Genomic DNA, 23,478 nt, shown 5'->3' on the forward strand with positions numbered 1-23,478 from the left:
TTGTAATCAAACACCTTCGATTATTTTCTGTTTATGTTATTACATTGGCATCGATTGATTGACGGCTAACTCAATCCGTTGCGAAACAGATTTTCAGCACTTTCGTATCACCATGTTTGATTGTGAGAAGGGGCGCTTGGAGCTAGTAGCCTAACCCCGACCATCAATAAGTTGTTATGGTATTAAAACGTCACGCGTTTTACCGCTGAACAGCCCAATGCGTTCAATGTCGCCAGAGTCGCATCCCACTGGCTCATCACTGCGTTATGGCCTTCAACCAGTACAGCGCGCCGGATAGATTCACAATTCTCACCGGTGATATTAGCCAAGATCAGCGCGGCTTGCAGGGGAGGAAGGCTAGGGTTAAAGGCGGCATTTTCAGCATAACGGCCAGCATAGATTTTTCCATTGGTGGTTTCTAGTGCGACACCACTATGGGATTGGCTGTAAGGCGCATGGCTGTGATTTGCAGCATTTAACGCCGCCTGCGTAAGGGCATCGTTTTCTGCTAGCGTGTAACCGTGATTAACGGGATCCATCAAGAGTGTTGTGATCGCTAAATCTGTTGGTCCAAAAGAGTCTGGTAAATATTGGCCTAGTGTTGATGGCGGTCGGCCAGGTAGATGAATATGTAATTCAGACCCACTGTTTAATTCATTCATAAATTGGCGGCAATGACCACATGGGGTGTAATTGACAGTGATCGCAACCAGATTGGTTTCACCACGCAGCCAGGCATGGGTTACCGCGCATTGCTCGGCGTGGATTGTTTGTTGCAGTGGTACACCACTGAACTCCATATTGGCCCCGAAATAAAAATTACCACTTTTTCCACGGGCAATGGCACCAACATTAAAATGGGAGATAGGGGTAAGCGCACAAGCGGTTGCTAGCGGTAACAATGCAAAAGCCAAGGCATCATCATCCAGCCCACTGATATTTTTTACCGTTTTCACTTGCTCAGCGGTCAGCATGGCAGGGAAGTTTTCTGCGCTCAGAATAGGTTCTAGTGCGAATTGTAATGAGGCGGGTAACTCAGCCCAAGAGGCGTGAAAACGTACTTGCATAAGGTTCTCTCCAGTAGTAGCAGGAAACTAGTTTAGGCAGATTGAAGACTTATAATTGTGACTTAAATCTCGTTATTTATGAAATTCATGTAATTAAAATTTAAAATGAGAGACTTATCTCAAGTTTATATGCAAGTAATGACGACAGCTCACACCCTGCTCGCAGGCCCTAACGATGATTATCGGCTTTGATAAGGAAGACATCCCTGACGTTGCTACCACGCCAAGGGGGGGATTAACCAAACAAATGTAATAGGACCGGGAACAGGAACGGAGCCAGTAGTGAGGTAATAATTCCGCAAATCACTAGGGCTAAAGAGCTGAACGCACCCTCTTTAAAGTCTAGTTCGGCGCAACGGGCGGTCCCTAAGGCATGAGAAGCCGTCCCCATTGCTAATCCACGAGATGCTTTGGTGGTGATTTTTAATAAATTCAGCAAACTATGGCCCAAAACAGCCCCTAAAATACCGGCAAAAATAACGCAAACTGCGCTAATAGCGGGTAAGCCATGAAGAGACTCGGCCACGGCCATGGCAATCGGTGTCGTTACGGATTTAGGTAATATGGACGCCGCAATTTCTGGCGTTGCCCCCATCCACAGGGCTATCGCTGTGCCGCTGACCATGGCAGTGATACTGCCAATAAAGCAAATGGCAATAATTGATTTCCAACTGGCGCGGATCTGATGTAGCTGCTCATACAGCGGAAAAGCGAGTGCCACGACTGCGGGTTGTAGCAAGTCATTCAGAATTTTGCTGCCAGCAAAATAGTTGGCGTAAGGCATGTGCGTGACTAACAGCAATGGAATAATAACGACCATTGATATCAATAGTGGATTTAGTAAGGGGATTTTTGCCCAACGAGATAGCTGGCGTGCACCAAGGAACACCATTAGGGTCAATGGCAGTGACCACCATAGATTGCTGATCATTTGTCCTCCTCAGTCTCAGTCGGTGTTGAAGAACTGATAACTTTGCGGTCACGGTGGACATAATGAGAGCTATAGGCCACTACTAGCATCACAATCAAGGTACTGATAAAACAGGACACCACAATTGGACCGAACTGTTTGGTGAGTTGTTCGTAATATTGCATGACTCCGACGCCTATCGGTACAAACAGCAGCGCCATATAACGGATCAGTAACTGGCAGCCTGGTTTTACCCATGGTGAGGGTAAAATCTGTGATGCGAGTAAGATGAACAGAATCAGCATGCCGATGATACTACCGGGGATGACGATAGGCAGAAGTAAGGCCAGAGCTTTACCAGCCCATAAGCACAGGTAAATAATGGCAAAAGCTCGCAGGTACTGCCAGCAAAGTAACATCACATTACGCATAGATATTGTCCTGGGTGACTTGACGCATTCATCATACAATTAACTTTTGTTCTGTGCTACCCATCACACTATGAATAGCATTAATGAGGCTATGACAATCACGGTAGATTCTCCGGGCGATAAATCAGTAAAGCGTCGGGGGGCACCTAACGTATTCTGACGACGGGAGTTTTTGAGTGAGTGCACATACAAATTATTTTGTCTCATCGGGTTACCGTACTTAAATGTCCCGTTTTGTCGCTATTTTGCCAAACGGTAGCCGCGGTAGAAGAGCGCTAGCCCTAAAGTAGCCGCAATAATCAGCATATAAAACATCATTTCAGGTACTGTGTAGGCTAGCAGAAAACCACAGAGTACCGGGTTAATTGCTCCGCCGAGTTGACCAAGATTCTGCACCCCATAGTAACTGCCTTTGAGGTTTGCTGGAGCAATAAAGTCGATAAACAGGTATTCGGCTGGAATAACAATGATCTCGCCCAATGAGAAAATGGCCATTGCCAGCATCCATAACGGAATGGAATCCTGAGCCACCATAAATCCTAGTAAACCAATAATAAAGAACAGGGTGCCTATCATGAGCCAACGCATCAAATTCTGCTGGTTCATCCGGCGGCTTAATAGATATTGCAGAGTAATGACGATGGTCGCATTGACAGTCATCACCGCCCCAATAACCTGATAAGCGAAGTTGGCGTCGGATACCGTGATCAGATATTGGGAGAGGTAACCGGAGAACTGAGCGAATACCATAGCACCGAGCATGCTACCGAGCGTAAAGTAAATCAGCCGTTTATCGTGACGCAAGATATTGAATGTTTGGCGAAGGTCAGGTACTGATTCGCTGGACGCCCGTTCAGTGGCTAACATATCGGCGTCGTTTATCCTGAATTTCAGTACGATAACAACCAGTAAAGCTAGAGCGCCTGAAATGATAAAAGGCAGTTGTGGGCCGAAACCAACCACTAATACTCCCATTACCGGGCCGATAGCCCAACCTACATTAACCAGTGTGTAGTTGGCTGAAAACGCTTTAATGCGTTCATTGACCGGTAGCCAGTCGGCAAAGCAGGCTTTTACCGCGATAACGTAGACGGAGTATGCCGAATGCAGCAGTGCCAAAATCAAGATGATCCAGGCAGGATGTTCAATCCATGGCAATGCAAAAAAAGTGGCTGAGAATAATATTATGGTCAGTAAAATTAAATGTTTTTTATTAAATTTGTCGACCAGATAACCGCCATACAGGCTGGTAAAAATACCCAATGCTAAACTGGCCCCCAATAACAGGCCAACGTTATCCGGGGCCAGTTGAAAATGCTCGACCAGATAAATAGTAATGAACGGTAAGGTGACTGCACGCCCTATGGTTAGCACCAACGAAGCAATCAGCAAATTGGTTACGCGTGATTGGAATCTTTGCATGTATTTTCTTATTTTTAGTGATTTATAGAATAACTAATTGTTTTTTGTGCAATTTTTAAGCAAAAAATGGGCTTGTTATACTTCTGGCGACTCAGATGATTACAGTAAACTATTCTGATAATAAAGAGAGGGGGGCGAGAGGAAAATTTTTTGCAGGAAGCAGTTCGGCAAGAACCAATCTGCTATTAGTTTATGATTATCCCAGGTAGTTTATGATTATCCCAAGTGATTAATAAATATTCAAATAAATTGATAATTAACCTAGATGATTAATAATTAACCTGGGTGATTGATGGTTAATCTGGGTGATTGATAGTTAGCCTAAATATTCGATGATTGAGAGACCGCCGTTATAATCGGTACTGTAGATGATGCCATGAGCGTCAACAAATACATCACATGATTGAATGATTTGTGGGCGACCAGGGCGCTTATCCATCATTTTTTCGGGGGCTGCTGGAACTAACGCGCCAGTTTCCTTTGGATGACAGGGGTCACTGATATCGTAAGCGCGGACCCCAGCATTCTGATAAGTAGCAAAAATCAGAGACGAACTGATAAAACTACCTGGGCGGTTTTCATGCAGATTGTGTGGGCCAAAATGAGCGCCTTTTTTTACATAATCTCGCTCTTTCGGAACCGGAAACGTTGAAATACTCACCGGGTTGCTTGGTTCACGGATATCAAACACCCAGATATGTTTCTCGCCATCTTCTTGGTTATCCAGCACGGCTTCATCCAGTACCACCAATAAATCACGATCGGGGAGTGGCAAAGCGGTATGGGTGCCACCGCCAAAGGGGGGGCTCCAATTACGGTGGCTTATGAGTTTCGGTTCGTGACGATCACTGACATCCAATAAGGTTAGGCCACCATCACGCCAACTACCGTAAGCGGTATCGCCACTAATAATGGCATGGTGCAGTGCATAGCGTTTGCCCGCTGGCCAGTTAGGCTGTTCACCAGCCGCAGTATCCATACCAGGTAATGCATAGCGCCCGGCAACCTGTGGCTTTTGCGGATCAGCCAGATCAATGGTTAGGAAGATATAATCGCTATAGCCATCCAACAGTGCGGATACATACGCCCAACGTCCACCGACATACCAGATTCGATGGATACCTATGCCATCAAGCGGCAAGAAACTGATCTCTCGTGGCTGGTCTGGCGTTGAAATATCAAAAATACGTAAACCCGCGCTCCAACTGCGGCCTTCCTGACGCGTGCTGACCGTTTCGGCGACTGAGCGGGTGTAATACACTTTTTCTTCGGCAAAACTGGCGTCGGCAAAGAGGTCGCGTGCGTTAATCACCAGCAGCAGATCATCATGGGTCTGTAAATGCACATTCCAGGTGTTAGGTGGTGCTGCGATGAAACCCGCGGGGCGCGGGTTTTTGGCATCCCTTACGTCAATAATGGATACGCCTTGCGATACCATATGGCCGACATAGGCATAGCCCCTATGCACCATCACTTGTACACCGTCTGGTTTGCCACCTTGGTCACTGTGACCAATCAGCCGCATATTGCGGCTGTATTCAGGTATCAGCAAGGAACCTTGTGTTGCCATCTATATTTACTCCAAATCTATTGACCATTTTGGGCTGCAAGGGTCGCAAACCAAGGGGAGTTAAAATCATCAGACTGACCCCAACCAGGGATAATCTTAGCTAAACCAGCCACATTAACCGGGCCGGGTTGGCTGGCTAGCAATGCCTGAGGAATAGAGGCCGCGCGGAATTCATAGCTGGCAGGTGTGGTTTCCCTAGCAATTTTCTTGGCAATCAGGCGCAGGTTAATCGCCCCAATTAGCTTAGGGTCTACCGCAACACTGACTTTCCATGGGCTATTCGCTTCGCGCATCAGTTGTAAGTCTTGATTGGATATATCAATACTATACAGTTTGATCTCAGTGCGACCATTTTCCTGTAAAGCTTTATAAGCGCCCTGTGTGAAGGCATCCCAGGTTCCCCAGATTGCATCTATTTTACCTTTTGGGTATTTCGCCAGTACCGCCCCGACTTTATTGGCTGTATCGCCCTGAACATCAGAGGAGACTGCCCCGATAGATTCCAGTTCATTAATTCCAGGATTTTGCTTTAGCAATGCCAGATAAGCGGCTTGGCGTCTTTCCATTGGCGGGAAACCTGCGACCCAGAGCTTGATAATATTGGCTTTACCATCGAAATCTTTGATTAACTGACCGAAGGATTCATTGGTTAATGAGGCGTCATCCTGTTGAGTTACGGTCAGTCCCGGGATCTCACCCTGAATGGCAGTGTCAAATACCGATACGGCAATTCCATTATCGGTAATGCGCTTTACCAACTCTGTTGAGTAGGGGGCACGGCCCTGAGAAAGAATGATACCGTCATATTTCTGGCTAATAGCCTGATTGACAAAGTCCTGAAAGCGAGCGTCATCGCCGTTACTCAGGAAGGTATCCACTTTGAAGCCTAGCTTTTTGCCTTCTTTTAATATACTGGACAGGAATTGTGTCGTGTTGTCATCGGAACCTAAATTACGGATTACCGCAATTTTAATCTGCCCTTGATGGTTGCGATAGCGTCCGGTACCGTAGCTAATGTGGCGGGGTCAGTAGCCAATACTGGTAGTGCTGTGAGTAGGCTCAAAGCCAATATAGGGTAAGCGATTTTTTTCATTAGTAGCTCCATCATGGTGTCAATAAGTTATGCAATGTGTTGTTGTTTTATAATGGCTGTTAGTATGAAAATCATACTGTTATAGGCACTATGTATTTATAAAGAACTGTATTTATAAAGAACTGTATTTATAAAAAATCTTTATATAGCTATCTTTGCTTCTAGACGTCCGCAGGTTCGAGTCTAGCATCATAACCATAACTATTTTGATAATGAATTAACTTTGTTATAAGTTTTTCGATTGCGTTATATCTTTTAGTTTGGATAGCCTAAATAAGCAGCAAAAGCAGCCCTGAATGGGGTTATGGGGTGATGTCGTATGAATAGGCTTGCTTTCATAAAGGATTATGTATTTCTTATTATCGATTAAATTTATTTAACTTATAAATACCAAAGTTAATATCTTATTTCGTTAATGGCCTAGTACTGTTATTATAAATAAAATACAAGTGCAATAATCAAGAAAATAGATGTCAAACAGCGTATGAAGGCGCTCTTTCATCTGTGCGTTTTTTTGCCTTTTTTAAATAAATGGCTAATGATGTTTAAAGGATTAAAGTCACCATGGGTAAGATTAGCACTCTATGTAAATTAAGAAAAGATGAGACACATATAGCATGGCTAAATTCCAAAAGTCATAATAATGACACTACCTATTTTTATATATCGCGTAGTGATTTTTTATTACTTTTTATCCGATATTTATTCATGTTAATTGTTTTTATTATCGTATTGGCCGTATCATTACCTGAATCACACGATGAGTTATTACATGCATTTATATGTCTTTCACCTGCGATTTTGTCACTGGTCCTGCTGCTGCCCTGTGCCGCACGCCTTGCTAGCCAACGGTTGAGCCAGTATTTATTGGTTTTTCACCTTTTCCCGTTTATAACCTATTTTTCACTGAATCCATTAACCATACCTTTATCTGGGGTATTTTTACTTTATCTTATATTTATTAATATTTATGTCGATACGCCACCGAGTTGTGAACGCAAGAAACAGCAGGCCAATATATTACCTCAAGAGTACCCTGTTGGTTTAACACTACTCTGCTTCAGTGGGCTATATCTGACTTTTTTTGTGTGGTTTGAACTGGATCATGCGATTATTTCTCTGATGTTGTTATCGTGGGTTTTCTTTTTACTGTCCAAGTGGCGTTGGCAAGTTGTGGCATTAAATGTATTAGGCGGTGTTGGGTTGTTTTGGTTTTTTTCCTCTGGTTTTGTGGACATAAAGTATCATAAGAATATTATTGTTCGTGCTCTGATTAAAATATCTTTACTGGATAGTGTATTATTTATAATTTTCTCATTAAGCTTATTTATCAATATGTTATTTTGGTTGGAAGAGTGGCAGCGCACACGGAAACCACTAAAAGATGAGTGAGAAGTTTTACATTGGAAATGCGTGTTTTCAGTCATAAAAATGCCGGCAGGGTTACCCCAGACCGGCATTCTTGATTTTTATGACCTTCCAGCTATCTATCGTATTTTCGCTTAGTCGCCAGAAGAAGATTACTTCACTTGCATACCTGGCTGCGCACCACTGTCCGGGCTGAGCAGGAAGATATCGCTACCTCCGGGGCCAGCGGCCATCACCATGCCTTCTGAAATACCAAAACGCATTTTTCGTGGGGCCAAGTTAGCGACCATCACGGTCATGCGGCCTTCCAAGGCTTTTGGGTTAGGGTAAGCTGAACGGATACCAGAGAATACCTGGCGGGTCTCTCCTCCGAGTTCAAGTGTCAGTTTTAATAACTTATCTGAGCCTTCAACAAATTCTGCCTGTTGAATCAATGCTATTCGCATATCAACTTTGGCAAAGTCATCAAAACTGATGGTTTCCTGAATTGGATCATCGGCTAACGGGCCTGTAACCACAGTTGTAGGTGCCATATCCTCTTTAGACGAAGCGACCATTTCGTTTACTTTGACTAAATCAATACGATTAAACAGTGCCTTGAAAGCGGTGATAGAGTGGCCCAGCAGAGGTTGTTCAATGCTATCCCAAGTTAGCTCGGTATTAAGGAAAGCCTCGGTACGCTCTGTCAGAGAGGGTAATACCGGTTTCAGATAGGTCATCAGGACACGGAATAGGTTGATCCCCATAGAGCAGATTGCGTGCAGATCGGCATCGCGGCCTTCTTGTTTAGCGACCACCCATGGAGCTTGCTCATCAACATAGCGATTAGCCACATCAGCCAGCGCCATAACTTCACGAATGGCTTTACCCGACTCACGGTTGTTATAAGCATCAGCAATACTGGTTGCGGCATCGGTGAATGTTTTATACAACACCGGGTCAGCCAATTGGTCAGCTAACTGGCCTGCAAAGCGTTTATTGATAAAACCAGCATTACGCGAGGCCAGATTCACCACTTTATTGACGATATCGGCGTTAACACGTTGGACGAAATCTTCCAGATTCAAATCGATATCATCGATACGCGAAGAGAGTTTCGCCGCGTAGTAGTAACGCAGGCAATCCGCATCCAGATATTTCAGGTAAGTCCCCGCCTTAATAAACGTACCGCGAGATTTAGACATTTTCGCGCCGTTTACCGTGACATAACCATGGACAAACAGGTTTGTCGGCTTGCGGAAGTTACTGCCTTCCAACATTGCTGGCCAGAATAGACTGTGGAAGTAAACAATATCTTTACCGATGAAATGATAGAGGTCAGTCTTGGCGTCTTTACCCCAGAACTCATCAAAATCCAGGTCACCGCGTTTATCACACAGGTTTTTAAACGCCCCCATGTAACCAATTGGGGCATCTAACCATACGTAAAAATATTTACCCGGCGCATCTGGTACTTCGAAACCGAAATAAGGTGCATCACGCGTGATATCCCACTGCTGCAGGCCGGAATCAAACCATTCCTGCATTTTGTTTGCGACTTGTTCTTGTAACGCCCCTGAGCGTGTCCAGGCTTGCAACATGTCACTAAAGGCCGGTAAATCGAAGAAGAAGTGTTCAGATTCACGCATCACTGGTGTTGCACCAGAAACGGCAGATTTGGGTTCGATAAGTTCAGTTGGACTGTAGGTTGCGCCACAGACTTCACAGTTATCGCCGTACTGTTCCGGTGCCTTGCATTTTGGGCAAGTGCCTTTCACAAAACGATCGGGCAGAAACATGCCTTTCTCAGGATCATAGAGCTGAGAAATGGTACGGTTCTTTATATAACCATTGTCTTTCAGACGGCCATATATCAGGCTCGATAGTTCACGGTTTTCATCACTGTGGGTGGAGTGATAGTTATCATAACTGATAGCAAAACCGGCGAAATCCTGTTGGTGCTCCTGGCTCATTTCGGCAATCATTTGCTCCGGTTTGATACCCAGTTGCTGAGCTTTCAGCATGATAGGAGTACCGTGGGCATCATCTGCACAGATAAAATGAACCTGGTTGCCGCGCATTCGCTGGAAACGGACCCAGATGTCTGCCTGGATATGCTCGAGCATGTGGCCGAGATGAATAGAACCGTTAGCGTATGGTAGCGCGCACGTCACCAATATTTTTTTCGCGACTTGAGCCATAGTGGGAAATTGCTTTCTTTATTTTGATTAAAGGGCCTTTGATGTTAACCGATAAGCGAGTTTGCCGCTAGGGCAAGGGAGCTGGTACTGCACCTTAAGTCTGAAAGGTTCTGCTAGCAAATTCTGATGATGCGGCCATTAGCCATCAGGATTATGCATACATATTACGTATTCTCTACTGTAGACTCACACAGGTGTGGCTGAGTTCTGGTACACTAATGAATGTTGTTTTTAGGTTGATAACGATAATTTAAAGGAGCCGGGATGAGCGAAAAATCCCCCGAGCAGACAACCCCTGACCTGCTGCAATCACAAATTTTAAAGGTCCTTACGGCCTTCACCCATCCGACCTTGCAAAAGGATCTGAACGCACTGCGCGCCATTCATCACTGTGCCTTGTTGGACAACGTGTTGCATATTGAGCTGGTGATGCCTTTTGCCTGGCAATTTGGTTTTGAAATACTGAAAGAATCGGTCAGCGAAGAGTTGCTGGTGGTGACCGGTGCCAACGCCATTGACTGGAAGCTTTCCCATAACATCACCACATTACGCCGTGCTAATGATCAACCAGGTGTAAAAGGTGTACGTAATATTCTGGCTGTCAGTTCCGGTAAGGGCGGGGTGGGTAAATCCAGTACTGCGGTTAACCTGGCACTGTCGTTGGCGGAAGGGGGGATGAAAGTGGGTATTCTTGACGCGGATATCTACGGCCCTTCTATCCCAAACATGCTAGGTACGATGAACCAGCGGCCAACATCGCCAGATGGCAAGCATATGGCACCGATTATGGCCCATGGTATGGCTACTAACTCGATTGGCTATCTGGTTACTGAAGAGAACGCCATGGTGTGGCGTGGCCCAATGGCCAGTAAGGCATTGATGCAGATGCTGCAAGATACCTTGTGGCCGGATTTAGATTATTTGGTCATTGATATGCCACCGGGAACCGGTGATATCCAACTGACGCTGTCGCAAAATATTCCGGTGACGGGGGCGTTGGTGGTGACAACACCACAAGATATTGCCTTAATCGATGCCATGAAAGGTATCGTGATGTTTGAAAAAGTGCATGTGCCAGTGTTGGGTATTGTTGAAAACATGAGTATGCATGTTTGTAGTAATTGCGGCCATCTGGAGCCTATTTTCGGTACCGGTGGTGCGGAGAAACTGGCTGAGAAATACCATTGCAAATTGCTGGGCCAGATCCCGCTGCATATTTCACTGCGTGAAGACCTCGATCGTGGTGAGCCAACAGTTGTCAGCCGTCCTGATAGCGAGTTTACTGATATTTATCGTCAGTTGGCGGCTAATGTTGCTGCAGAGATGTATTGGCAAGGCGAGGCGATACCGACAGAAATCTCATTTCGTGCAGTGTAATGGCAGTTTTCGCTAAGTTGAGCGCATAAGGCACTGAGCCGGAAAGGTCATTCAATGATGCTTCCGGCTCGAAAGCTGCTTACATAGCCAGAAATTGCCTTCTTCCTTGGTATTATTCTTCGATGTGGTCGCCAAAGCGTTGCCTTAGCACTGGTATCACACTTGTTAACTCCTTATAATTGCCCCGCTCGAAGCACTTCGTGTGCTTTGTCTCCCTCCACACTTCGTAATCAGGTCTTTAATTTTATGACTGACAAAGCACATCAGTGCGTCATTATCGGGATAGCGGGTGCTTCTGCCTCCGGAAAAAGTCTTATCGCCAGTACGTTGTATCGCGAATTACGTGAACAGGTAGGCGATAAACATATTGGTGTTATTCCTGAAGATGGTTACTACAAAGACCAGAGCCATCTGTCAATGGAAGAGAGGGTCAAAACGAACTACGACCATCCGAGCGCCATGGACCACAACTTATTGTTGGAACATTTGCAGGCGTTGAAGGCAGGGAAGTCCGTTGAATTACCCCTGTACAGCTATACTGAGCACACACGTAAAAAAGAAACGGTTCATTTAGAGCCTAAAAAAGTGATCATTCTGGAAGGTATACTGCTGCTGACGGATATACGCTTGCGTCAGGAAATGAACTTCTCAATCTTCGTTGATACCCCATTGGATATCTGCCTGATGCGCAGAATGAAGCGAGATGTCAATGAGCGTGGCCGTTCTATGGATTCTGTTATGGCCCAATATCAGAAAACAGTACGTCCTATGTTTTTGCAATTTATCGAACCATCTAAGCAATATGCTGACATTATCGTTCCTCGTGGCGGTAAAAATAGAATTGCGATCGATATTCTAAAAGCAAAAATCAGTCAGTTCTTTGAGTAACATTCGTCTGGACCTTTGCTCCTTTATATGACAGTTTCTGTGGTCTATGACAGTTTTTGTAGCATACACGCTGTAACATGCGAATTATTAGGGAGATTTTAGCGATGAGACTGTGCGATAGGGACATAGAGGCCTGGCTGGATAGTGGCAAGCTAGGTATTGAGCCGCGCCCCCCGGTAGAGCGAATCAATGGTGCCACTGTTGATGTTCGCTTAGGTAATCAATTCCGTGTTTTCCGTGGGCATACTGCGGCATTTATTGATTTAAGTGGCCCGAAAGATGAGGTCAGCGCGGCCTTGGAACGGGTAATGAGTGATGAAATCAATCTTCCAGAAGGTGAAGCTTTCTTTTTGCATCCGGGAGAGCTGGCGTTGGCGGTCACATTGGAATCTGTCACCATCCCCGATGATTTGGTTGGTTGGTTAGATGGGCGTTCTTCTTTAGCGCGTCTCGGATTAATGGTCCACGTCACGGCACATCGTATTGATCCAGGCTGGCAAGGCCGAATTGTGTTGGAGTTCTATAATTCAGGTAAGTTGCCATTGGCATTGCGCCCCGGTATGTTGATTGGCGCACTGAGTTTTGAACCGCTCTCCGGCCCGGCGGCCCGGCCTTATAACAGCCGCCAAGATGCAAAATATCGTGGCCAACAAGGTGCTGTAGCTAGCCGTATTGATAAAGACTAGTGAGGTGATTGACAACGCGATTTATAGCTCAGTATGTGAAGGGTTGGCCGCACCTTAGGGGCGCTCCGGTGGCTGACGCCACTTACAATCCCAACGGCTCGTTTCCCCTTCATTTGACTTGATCAGCAGTCTGGACGAGTCATTCTTTTTTATTGAGAATTTTAGCCTGTTTGGACAAGAGGACGTCATGAGACGATTACTGACAATGTTAGTTATCCTGCTAATTGTGTTAGTCGCAGGTATGAGCGCATTAGTGCTGTTGGTGAATCCTAATGATTTTCGCGCCTATATGGTCAAACAGGTAGAGAAAAAGAGTGGTTACCACCTGCAACTGGATGGTGATTTACGTTGGCACGTCTGGCCGCAACTCAGCATTATCGCTGGGCGTATGGCGCTAACCGCGCCTGGCGCACTAGAACCGGTGGTCAGTGCTGAAAACATGCGGTTGGATGTTAAACTTTGGCCGCTGCTGTCACATCAACTGGATGTTAAACAAGTGATGTTGAAAGGGGCGGTGATCCGTTTGACCCCTGACAGCGAGGCCCAGCAACAGATAGATGCGCCAGTCGCACCTGTGGGCAGTGCACCAGTGAGTGATAGCCGTGGCTGGAAGCTGGACATCAATAAACTTCAAATCGCGGACAGTTTGCTTATTTGGCAACGTTCTGACAACGATCAAATTAATGTCCGGGATATCAATCTCGAACTCAAGCAAGACGAGCAGCGTCAGGTGCAGGTCACTCTTGCCAGCCGTGTTAACCGCAATCAGCGGGACTTAACCTTCTCAATGGTCATTGATGCCGATATGCATCAATATCCCCGACAGTTCAGTGCCAATATCAGCCAATTCACTTATAAACTGGAAGGCGCTGATATTCCTGCGGGGGGGATCAGTGGCGGAGGTGCACTGGAAGCCAGCTATCAGAGTGATATACAGCAATTACTACTTAATCAGTTAAGTTTTACTGCCAATAATAACCAATTGGCTGGCAGTGTTAAGGCGACCTTTGCTGATGTGCCTGATTACGTGGTTAGTTTGACCTCTGATAATCTCAATCTTGATGCGATCTCTGGTTGGCAGCCGAAAAGTTCAACAGCCAGTACCGACGAAACCAAACAGCCGACCACGACAGCACCGGTTATTGCCATTCAGATAGATGATGATGTAGGGCAAGATTTACAGACATTACGTGACTTTACGGCGCAAGCAACGGTTGTCGCCAATAATGTGGTTTATCGCAACATTAACATCAACCATTTGAATTTACAGGCAACTAACCAGCAGGGCGACTTACAGGTAACTCGCCTAACCGGCAATGCGTTGGCGGGAGATTTCTCACTCGCGGGGTCATTGGATGTTACTGGAAAAAAAGTGTTGGCTGCGGTGAATCCGGTGATAAACCATATGGAATTGGGGCCAGTATTGCAGGCGGCAGGTTTACCGCAGGTAATGACGGGTAAGTTTTCCATGCAAGCGCAGTTATCTGGAGATGGTGTGAATCTCGCGGCATTTAAACATCGCTGGCGGGGCGGGGCACAAGTCAGTATGAATAACGCCCGGTTACAGGACTTGAATATTCAGCAATTGATTCAACAAGCTGTCACACGTAGTACCAATGATGTCACCGGTCAGGAACGCTATGAGCGATATACTGAGGTTAAACAACTGCAAGCCTCTCTGGCGCTGAACCGAGGTGCAGTGAAAGTCAGTGGCCTCAATGCCAGTTCGTCATTAATTTCTATTAAAGGCAGCGGGGCACTTAATCTCCCAACACAGCAATGTGACATGAATCTGGCTGTACGCGTTATGCAAGGCTGGAGTGGGCAGAGTAGCCTTGTCAAAACATTACAAAATACAGATATTCCATTGCGTATTTATGGTCCATGGACCCAGCTAAATTATCAATTGAATGTTGATCAATTGCTGCGTAGTGAGTTACAGCAGCGGGCTAAGAAAGCGCTGGGGGAGTGGGCTGAACGTAACCAACAAAATCGCCGTGTGGACGATCTGAAAAAGTCACTTGATAAGTTGTAAGCCATCCATTGGAAACAGATATGCCCGGAGGTGGTTCTTCACCGGGCATAATCGTTTTATTTCTCCAGGCTTTTGTTAATTGGCCCAGGTTTATACTCAATCTATAGGGTTATCAATTAGCTACACTTCGTAATCTGGCTCAGGAACCTTCAATGGTGTTATCTTCACTTTCAAGATCCGGTGGCTATTGACCACCAGAGGTTCGAATAAGTAGTCGCCAATTGTCAGTTGTTCACCCACTTTGGGTATCCTCTGGGTATGCTCCATGAGTAACCCGGCCAGCGTGTGGTATTCACGTTTCTCATTAATTGGCAGTGGCAAATAGAGCACCAAATCTTCCAGCGGCATATAACCGTTCGCTATCCAACAGCCATCTTCAGTTTGCTGAATATCGTGGCGCGCATCTAACTCTTCCCCCGCTACGGGTAAATTACCTGCGATAGTTTCCATCACGTCGGTAAGGGTCACAACCCCCTCAATAGAACCGAACTCATCGACGACAAAAGCAAAATGTGTCTGTGCCTGACGGAATTGTTCCAGAGCCATCAGCAGTGAAACTTGTTCAGGAAAGATGAGTGGTTGGCGAATTAATGACCGCAAGTCGAGCTTTTCATTCGCTAATTGTTGTTTCAATAAATCAATTACGTGAATAACGCCTAAAGGCTCATCAGTAGAGCTATCTTCAGTAACCACGATTCGGGTATGCAGGTTTTTCGCCAGTAACTGAGTCAATTTCTCTGGTGGGTCATTGAGGTCCAAATATTCAACATCATGGCGTGATGTCATGATGCTGCTGACGGTTCGTTGTGCCAACCCCAAGACCCGTTCAATCATGCGCCGCTCTTGCGCATTAAACACTTCCTGACCTGCGCTGGTACTGTCAGCGATCAGATTGGCAGTATGGTTATCCAATTCAGCTTCTTCGTGTTTACCACTGAGCATACGTAAAACGGCCTCTGCGGTACGTTCACGTAATGGTCTAACCGTTGACAGGAAGCGCCGCCGATTGAATTGTGCAAACTGGTTCAGTGACTCAATGATTACCGAGAAACCAATAGCCGCGTACAGGTAGCCTTTCGGAATATGGTAACCAAAACCTTCAGCGACTAAGCTGAAACCGATCATCAGTAAGAAACTCAAGCACAGAATGACAATAGTTGGATGTGCATTGACAAAGCGAGTCAACGGTTTGCTGGCGAGTAACATCAAGCCAATCGCGATACAGACTGCGACCATCATCACCGCAAGGTGATCAACCATACCGACGGCGGTGATCACGGAATCGAGCGAGAAGATAGCATCCAGGACTACTATCTGTGCCACCACCGGCCAGAAACGAGCCGCTTTGCGTTGCTGATTCTGTTGATGATCTTTCCCTTCCAGCCGTTCATTTAGCTCCATCGTCGCTTTGAACAGCAGGAATATTCCGCCGACTAACATAATCAAGTCACGTGCACTGAACGAATGTTCAGAAAGAGTGATGATTGGTGTGGTCAATGTAGCCAGCCACGAAATACAGGCCAACAGTGCCAGACGCATTAGTAGTGCGCAGAGTAAACCAGTGACTCTGGCTTTATCTCGTTGATGACGAGGGAGTTTTTCTGCCAAGATGGCAATAAATATAAGGTTATCAATACCCAATACAATTTCGAGCACAACCAACGTAGCCAGTCCTGCCCAAATAGTTGGATCCGCGATCCATTCCATATATCCAGTTTCACCTTGTATTGCTACGGCTTATGCCGTCAATCAGAAAAATAGCCATTTATTAAATAAGTGCATCGACTCGAGTCGATCACAAAAAAAATCAATCCAAGCTAAGCGATTTGAACATTAGCTGGACATAACAAATCATTAACTGGACTGAGTTATGCTGATCATAGCACTGATAATTGAAAATGAATGACGGAAGATATAGAAATATGCCAGATATCAATCATATTGTAGGGAGATTCTGCTACGTTATCATGATGTTCTATTTGACTATTGTTACAAAATATTTTCTGCTCCCCCTTTTTGAAATAAATTTATATAAAGAACAGCATATTTTTAAACGATAATGGTATTGATAATCACTATCATTATGTATGATAATGTTTTCATCATTTTATCCTTCAGGAGGTAACAGGTGTCAAATACAGTACAGTTAATTACACCTCCCCCTATAGGGGTAATAGCGGATATAGCAGAACTTTTTGAAAAAACGTTTGCACATTTTTCCAGGACGTTAAAAGTAAACGCTGATGATATCCCTGAAGAATCTATAAGTTTTCATGCCTGGTCAAGTATTGATAATTTTCCTACGTTAATACAGAAATATAGAGATGAATATTATGGGGATAATGATCTAAAGCCCAACGATAAAGCCCTCTACTCATTATGGAGTCAGTGGTATTTTGGTTTGGTTATCCCACCAATGATGTTGTTATTAATAGAGTATCCACAGGCTGTTGACACACACTACCAAAATTTTAAAGTGTTATTTCATCACAGCGGAAGACCCGAAGTGGTTTACTATCAATTAAAATGGCAAAACCAAGATCCAGGTACCTTACTTGAGCGTTATTATTTATTTCTCAATCATCATGTTATTCCCATAGCAGAAAAAATTGAGTCTTACCAAGGTATAAATGGACGCTTGCTATGGAATAACATTGGATTCCTGATGTTCTGGTATCTAGGGGAATTTAAAGGTCGCTTAGGTGATGATCTCTATCAATCTATTATTAATGGGCTTTTCATGAACTTGTCTTTGCCGAGTGGTCAAGATAACCCTCTTTACCGGACAGTCATATTACGTAACGGCATCTTACAGCGACGTAGTTGTTGTCAACGAAATAAATTACCCGGTGTCGGGAGTTGCCATGATTGTCCGTTAGAAAAACCACATTAAATCTTATTAATTAGCCAAGCTCCTGCATTGCCCAGAAGCTTGTCTGTATTGACTATTTAATCCTCATTATATTTGTGCCTTATATTTACCTGCAGTTAATTATAATAAAATATTGAGAAAATATAGCGTTACCAAAACACCACTTTATATCCAGGGGTATATTATGTACGGAAATATCCATGAGGGGAAACATTTCATAGACCAAAGTGAAAATATAAGTGATGAGATTTGTTTAGAGGGCTTCCTAAATAAAGGTATCGCAGCCCATTATTATGAAAGTAGAAATAATATCAACGCAAGGACTAAGGCTATATTCATCATGACTGACAAACTCTTTAGCGGGATATTATTCTCTGAACTATCACCTGACTTTTATTGTGTTAATTTAAATCAGCCATTAATGTCAATGGATAGCGTATTAGATGAACTACAGCAGCTATATGTTAAGGGTGCTGTATATTTTCATCATCCTAAGTATGTTGCGCATCTTAATTGTCCGGTTGTTCTTCCCGCAGTACTGGCAGAAAGCATTATTAGTGCCATTAATTCTTCGTTCTTAATCCGGCGACCACACTCCAGCACCTGAACGAAATTGTGGATGCCATTATTACCGAAGGTAAAAACTATCCGACTATCTATAACAGTCAATCATGAGATTGATGTTGTTTGAACAGGAGTGATTAGAACAATGCGACCTTATGACTTTATTGGCATCGGTATTGGCCCGTTTAACCTCGGGCTAGCATGTTTAACTCAACCACTAAACGATGTTCGCTGTTTGTTTATCGATCAGAAAGCAGGGTTTGATTGGCATCCAGGAATGATGCTGGAAAGTGCAACCTTACAAACGCCTTTTATGTCAGATTTGGTGACGTTAGCATCGCCTACGCACCCATTAAGTTTTTTAAATTATATCAAGCAACAAGGGAGGATTTACTCCTTTTATATTCGGGAAAATTTTTTCCTACTACGTAAGGAATATAACCAGTATTGCCAGTGGGCAGTTGAGAAATTACCTAACTTACGGTTTAATATGCAGGTTGATGATATTCATTACGATGAAGACACCGCGCTATATCGGCTGTGCTGTTCTGACACACGCTCAGGCAGTCGCCATGAGTTTCTGTGCAAGAAACTGGTTCTGGGTACCGGCCCCTCGCCGCATATACCCGAATGTTGCCAACCTTTTATTCGGCAAATAGTGATGTCCGGCCAGTATCTGGAGCATAAAGTAGCGTTACAAAAGAAACGCGCTATCACTATTTTGGGCAGTGGTCAAAGTGCTGCCGAAATTTTCTATGATTTGCTGAGTGAAATTGATCGCTTTGATTACCAGTTGAATTGGCTTACTCGTTCACCTCGATTCTTCCCGTTGGAATATACCAAACTGACGTTGGAAATGACCTCACCTGAATATGTGGACTATTTCTATCATCTTCCACCCGAAAAACGTGATGAGCTGAATCTCTCCCATAAGCCATTGTATAAAGGTATTAACAGCACATTGATTAACGATATCTTCGATCTGTTGTATACCAAACGTCTGGACGGTGCCCTTAATGTAAATCTGTACACCAATAGTGAATTACAGCAGGTGAATTCGAGCCATGATGGTAAGGGGTTGCACCTGTCGGTGTTGCAGCATGAACAGAACCAATTATTCACGTTGGATACTGAAGGTGCTGTTTTGGCGACCGGATATCAATATCGGCCCCCAACTTTTATTGAAGGTATACGTCAACATATTCGTTGGGATAATAAAGGGCGCTATGAGGTTCAACGTAATTACAGCATTGATCGGCATAATACGGTTTTTGTACAGAACGTAGAGCTACATACCCATGGCTTTGTGACGCCTGATCTCGGTATGGCTTGTTACCGCAATTCTTGTCTGATTCGTGAAATAACCGGTACTGAATATTATCCGATTGAGAAAAATATTGCTTTTCAGCAATTCAGGGCACCCTCCCTGAGGAGAAAAGAGTGATGAACGCTGAGAGGAATATTGAGAGCGATGCCGTGGTGACGAGTGGTGATTTTCAACTCCGTCCGCTGGTGTTGGCACAAGATGTCACTTGGCTGACGGATTGGGTTAATCGTGAATATGCTCACTATTGGGGAATGCAAGGCTATAGCCCACAGCAGGTAAAGGCATTCTACCAAGAATTGGATGTCAGTCAGCCAGGCAGTGTCTTTATCGGCGTTTATCAGCAGCAGCCCGCGTTCTTGTTGGAACGTTATTTGGCCCAACAAGATGTGATTGCCGATTATTACCCTGCACAACCTAATGATGTTGGGATGCATATTTTGGTGGCTCCACCAGTTGAGAGAATCACTGGTTTCACCTGGCAGGTTTTCCAGACCATTATGACCTTTATTTTCAGCGATCCAACGGTCGCCCGTATCGTAGTCGAGCCTGACGTACGTAATGAAAAAATTCATCGTTTAAATAAACGTGCTGGTTTTGTCTATCAGCAGCAACTGACATTACCCCATAAAATCGCTTGGTTGGCGTTTTGCACCCGGGAACAATACCACCTTGCCTTACAAAAGGAGCATCAATGATGATGGACTTATCAGCGCCTCTCTCCCTACACCATAGTTTGGAAGTACCCCATTTGCGGCCGGTACTGTGGCAAAAAGTGAATCGCTTGCACCTGTGTAAAGCTATATCCGAGTTTTCCCACGAGTGCTTGTTGGCCCCCCAATTGATGACAGATAACCCTGATAGTGAGGGATATTATCACTATCAGTTGGTCGCGCCGGACAAGCAGGCGAACTATGTGTTTCGTGCCCGTCGCTTGGCACTGGATCACTGGTTAATTGATCCAGACTCGCTGCATAAAACCGTTAATGAAAAGAGTACAGATTTGGATTCGCTGTCATTTATCATTGAGTTCAAGCGGCAATTGGGCATCAGTGAACGAGTATTGCCAACCTATCTGGAGGAAATTACCAGCACGCTGTACAGCAGCGCATTTAAACACAGCCGCGCAGGTATAAGCGTTACCGCGTTGGTCAATGCCAGCTTCCAGATAATCGAGAGGGAAATGATGGAGGGGCATCCTTCCTTTGTCGCTAATAATGGGCGCATTGGTTTTGATGCTCAGGATTTTCAGAGGTTTAGCCCAGAAGCCGCATCAGATGTGCATCTGGTCTGGCTCGCCGCCCACAAAAGTAAGGCGCATTTTTCCTGCATTGAACAACTCGATTACACGACGTTGATGGAGCAGGAACTCGGATCGGAAGTGCTGGCCGAATTTGAACAGCGATTAATGACCAGAGACTGCAATCCTCAGGATTATGTGCTGATGCCAGTGCATCCGTGGCAATGGCAGAATAAACTGACCTCGATATTCGCGGCTGATATTGCCAATCAAATGTTGGTGTTTTTGGGGCAGGGCAAAGATGCTTATCAGGCACAACAATCTATTCGTACTTTCTTTAATCGCAGTCAACCGCAGCGATATTACGTAAAGATGTCGTTATCGATCCTGAATATGGGGTTTATGCGTGGTTTATCACCCTACTATATGGCAACGACGCCAGGGATTAACGAATGGCTATTTGACTTGGTTGAAGGCGATGAAATATTGCAGGCGTATGGTTTTAAGATCTTGCGTGAAGTGGCCAGTATTGGTTTTCGCAATAGCTATTATGAGCAGGCGATCACCGGGGATTCAGCATACAAAAAAATGGCTGCTGCGCTGTGGCGGGAAAACCCGCTGCAATTAATTCAACCCGGTCAGCAACTGATGACGATGGCCGCCTTGTTACATTTGGATCAAGAAGGGAAGGCGCTACTGCCTGCGTTGATTGATGCATCCGGGTTATCCACACAACAATGGCTGGAACGTTATTTGCGCAGCTATTTGTCACCGCTATTACATTGTTTATATGTTTACGATTTGATGTTTATGCCCCACGGTGAAAATATCATTTTGGTTCTACAGAATGCAGTGCCACAACATATTTTTATGAAAGATCTGGCGGAAGAAATTTTGGTGCTGAACACTAAGGCTGATTTACCGGAGAAAGCCCGGCGCATCATCGTGGAGATGCCCGATGAGATGAAAACCATGACGATCCTAAGCGATGTGTTCGACGGTGTTTTCCGCTATTTAGCCGCAGTCTTGGAGCAACAAGGGAATTATCCTGAGCGGTATTTCTGGGCCGACGTTGCGGCCTGTATCCGCCATTACCAGCAGCAGCATCCTGAATTGGCTGCTAAATTTGCGTACTATCCGTTGTTTACACCTAGAATTAAACGCTGTTGTTTGAACCGCTTACAGCTCACCAATAACCAGCACATGCTGGATTTGGCTGACCCCGTGCAAAGTTTTCAGTTTGCTGATGATTTGATCAATCCGTTGGTGGAATTCGAGGTGTCAGCTGGTTAGCGCTCAATGAGTATTGCTTTCCAGTATTTATTAATGGGCCGTTAATAAATCAATTGGTCGTTAATAAATTAATAGACCATTAATAAATTAATAGTACTGAGGTTATTGACAAAGTGCCTGCAACGGAGAGAACAGGCAGATCGTAAAGACGCCATAAACCCTTCCCTGGGGGCTCGAGCCGCGCCCTCCCTGGCGCGGACGCTTTACTCCTCTGCCTATCCTCACCGTTCAAGATTGAATCATCGGGGTTTGTCAGCAGTCTGAGACTATTAATAAATTAATAGTACTGCGCCCTGAATAGCCTTTCAGCGCGTATGGGTTAACACGAGCGACGGCGGGGTATCACCAACGGTTTACCGGATTCTGGGTCAGTAATGATCCGGCAACGTAGCCCAAAAACGGCGGCAATGTTGTCTTCAGTAACGATAGATTCTGGTAACCCTTCTGCATAAATTCTCCCCTCTTTCAACATAATCAGGTGGGTTGCATAGCGCAGAGCCTGATTAATATCGTGTAGCACCAATACCAGTGTTTTCCCCTGTTGTTGCAGTTCTTGGCATAAATCCAGCATTTCAATTTGGTGCGCGATATCCAAATATGTGGTCGGTTCATCCAGTAAGACAATCGGTGTATGTTGAGCCAGTGTCATGGCAAACCACGCCCGTTGCCGCTGACCACCAGAGAGTTCACTGACCCTTTGCTGCACCAGACTCTCCAGATTAACGGCGCTGATAGCGGCTTTTACGACACGTTCATCTTCTGCCGACCATTGATGAAAGAATGATTGATGGGCATAACGGCCACGGGAAACCAGATCAAACACTGTCAAAGTTTCGGAAACACTTGCGCCCTGAGAAAGTAGCGATAACTGGCGGGCAAAGACCTTGGCTTTATAGTGCTGAATATCCTGCTTATCTAACCTGATGTTGCCATTTTGTGGTAACAAGCTACGGCTGAGCGCTCGCAATAACGTCGATTTACCACAACCGTTTGGGCCGATAATCACACTGAACGCACCATTTTTAATGCTCAGACTAAGCTTATTGATAATAAGTTGTTGGCCGTAACCCAGTGACAGTTTTTGGGTGGTTAAACGCGGCTTATCACTGATATCGACCGGGTTCTCTAATGGTGTCATGGGGGATGTTAGCTTTCGCT

Annotated in this window: 16 protein-coding genes and 3 pseudogenes; 10 read left to right on the forward strand and 9 right to left on the reverse strand. The window is 45.0% G+C overall.

The window, feature by feature from the left end; genetic code table 11:
* Window positions 1–182: 182 nt before the first annotated feature.
* The 6 genes and pseudogenes from cdd to AC971_RS01940 form a co-directional block, all read right to left on the reverse strand.
* Window positions 183–1,067, reverse strand: coding sequence for a cytidine deaminase (gene cdd / locus AC971_RS01915; RefSeq protein WP_025383449.1), 885 nt, complete (start codon window positions 1,065–1,067; stop codon window positions 183–185).
* A gap of 235 nt (window positions 1,068–1,302) precedes the next feature.
* Window positions 1,303–1,998 carry a CidB/LrgB family autolysis modulator gene (locus AC971_RS01920; RefSeq protein ID WP_025383450.1) on the reverse strand — a complete coding sequence of 232 codons (696 nt, stop codon included), beginning with the start codon at window positions 1,996–1,998 and terminating at the stop codon, window positions 1,303–1,305.
* On the reverse strand, window positions 1,995–2,408 hold the full coding sequence (locus tag AC971_RS01925) for a CidA/LrgA family protein (RefSeq protein WP_025383451.1): 414 nt from the start codon (window positions 2,406–2,408) through the stop codon (window positions 1,995–1,997). Before AC971_RS01925 ends, AC971_RS01920 begins: the two co-directional genes overlap by 4 nt.
* 240 nt (window positions 2,409–2,648) lie before the next feature.
* Window positions 2,649–3,830, reverse strand: a complete 1,182-nt coding sequence (locus AC971_RS01930; protein ID WP_025383452.1) for an MFS transporter — start codon at window positions 3,828–3,830, stop codon at window positions 2,649–2,651.
* Between the two features lie 316 nt (window positions 3,831–4,146).
* Window positions 4,147–5,400 carry an LVIVD repeat-containing protein gene (locus AC971_RS01935; RefSeq protein ID WP_025383453.1) on the reverse strand — a complete coding sequence of 418 codons (1,254 nt, stop codon included), beginning with the start codon at window positions 5,398–5,400 and terminating at the stop codon, window positions 4,147–4,149.
* 17 nt (window positions 5,401–5,417) lie between these two features.
* Window positions 5,418–6,493 (reverse strand): annotated as a pseudogene (locus tag AC971_RS01940) (sugar ABC transporter substrate-binding protein).
* A 732-nt stretch (window positions 6,494–7,225) separates the two neighbouring features.
* On the opposite strand from AC971_RS01940, the gene AC971_RS01945 reads away from it, so the two are divergent.
* The gene (locus AC971_RS01945) at window positions 7,226–7,885 is read left to right on the forward strand and encodes a hypothetical protein (protein ID WP_025383454.1); all 660 of its coding nucleotides are present in this window, start codon (window positions 7,226–7,228) and stop codon (window positions 7,883–7,885) included.
* 128 nt (window positions 7,886–8,013) lie between these two features.
* Here the strand turns inward: AC971_RS01945 and metG are convergent, their stop codons facing one another.
* Entirely contained in the window at window positions 8,014–10,041 is a 2,028-nt protein-coding gene (gene metG / locus AC971_RS01950; protein ID WP_025383455.1) for a methionine--tRNA ligase, read from the reverse strand.
* A gap of 264 nt (window positions 10,042–10,305) precedes the next feature.
* On the opposite strand from metG, the gene apbC reads away from it, so the two are divergent.
* From apbC to asmA, 4 genes are all read left to right on the forward strand, one after another.
* On the forward strand, window positions 10,306–11,418 hold the full coding sequence (gene apbC, locus AC971_RS01955; protein ID WP_025383456.1) for an iron-sulfur cluster carrier protein ApbC: 1,113 nt from the start codon (window positions 10,306–10,308) through the stop codon (window positions 11,416–11,418).
* Between the two features lie 246 nt (window positions 11,419–11,664).
* Window positions 11,665–12,306 carry a uridine kinase gene (gene udk, locus AC971_RS01960; RefSeq protein WP_025383457.1) on the forward strand — a complete coding sequence of 214 codons (642 nt, stop codon included), beginning with the start codon at window positions 11,665–11,667 and terminating at the stop codon, window positions 12,304–12,306.
* A 104-nt stretch (window positions 12,307–12,410) separates the two neighbouring features.
* On the forward strand, window positions 12,411–12,992 hold the full coding sequence (dcd, locus tag AC971_RS01965; RefSeq protein ID WP_002211873.1) for a dCTP deaminase: 582 nt from the start codon (window positions 12,411–12,413) through the stop codon (window positions 12,990–12,992).
* A gap of 187 nt (window positions 12,993–13,179) precedes the next feature.
* Entirely contained in the window at window positions 13,180–15,027 is a 1,848-nt protein-coding gene (gene asmA / locus AC971_RS01970; protein WP_025383458.1) for an outer membrane assembly protein AsmA, read from the forward strand.
* Between the two features lie 120 nt (window positions 15,028–15,147).
* Here asmA and AC971_RS01975 read toward each other — a convergent pair whose 3' ends face one another.
* Window positions 15,148–16,734, reverse strand: coding sequence for a TerC family protein (locus AC971_RS01975; protein ID WP_025383459.1), 1,587 nt, complete (start codon window positions 16,732–16,734; stop codon window positions 15,148–15,150).
* A 421-nt stretch (window positions 16,735–17,155) separates the two neighbouring features.
* On the opposite strand from AC971_RS01975, the pseudogene fhuF reads away from it, so the two are divergent.
* The 5 genes and pseudogenes from fhuF to AC971_RS02000 all read left to right on the forward strand — a co-directional run bounded on the left by fhuF (window position 17,156) and on the right by AC971_RS02000 (window position 22,320).
* Window positions 17,156–17,934, forward strand: a pseudogene (gene fhuF / locus AC971_RS01980) (siderophore-iron reductase FhuF).
* Between the two features lie 149 nt (window positions 17,935–18,083).
* Window positions 18,084–18,473, forward strand: a pseudogene (locus AC971_RS01985) (pyridoxal phosphate-dependent decarboxylase family protein); the annotation flags it as partial.
* Between the two features lie 135 nt (window positions 18,474–18,608).
* A complete protein-coding gene (locus AC971_RS01990; RefSeq protein WP_025383462.1) occupies window positions 18,609–19,907 on the forward strand; it encodes a lysine N(6)-hydroxylase/L-ornithine N(5)-oxygenase family protein in 1,299 nt (432 codons plus the stop codon).
* Entirely contained in the window at window positions 19,907–20,485 is a 579-nt protein-coding gene (locus AC971_RS01995; RefSeq protein WP_025383463.1) for a GNAT family N-acetyltransferase, read from the forward strand. The genes AC971_RS01990 and AC971_RS01995 overlap by 1 nt, the downstream gene beginning before the upstream one ends.
* Window positions 20,482–22,320 carry an IucA/IucC family protein gene (locus AC971_RS02000; protein WP_025383464.1) on the forward strand — a complete coding sequence of 613 codons (1,839 nt, stop codon included), beginning with the start codon at window positions 20,482–20,484 and terminating at the stop codon, window positions 22,318–22,320. Before AC971_RS01995 ends, AC971_RS02000 begins: the two co-directional genes overlap by 4 nt.
* 319 nt (window positions 22,321–22,639) lie before the next feature.
* Here the strand turns inward: AC971_RS02000 and AC971_RS02005 are convergent, their stop codons facing one another.
* Window positions 22,640–23,458: an ABC transporter ATP-binding protein gene (locus AC971_RS02005; protein WP_038402200.1), complete on the reverse strand. Its 819-nt coding sequence runs from the start codon at window positions 23,456–23,458 to the stop codon at window positions 22,640–22,642.
* Window positions 23,459–23,478 lie beyond the last annotated feature (20 nt).

The organism is Yersinia similis, assembly GCF_001053095.1.
Taxonomy (GTDB): Bacteria; Pseudomonadota; Gammaproteobacteria; order Enterobacterales; family Enterobacteriaceae; genus Yersinia; species Yersinia similis.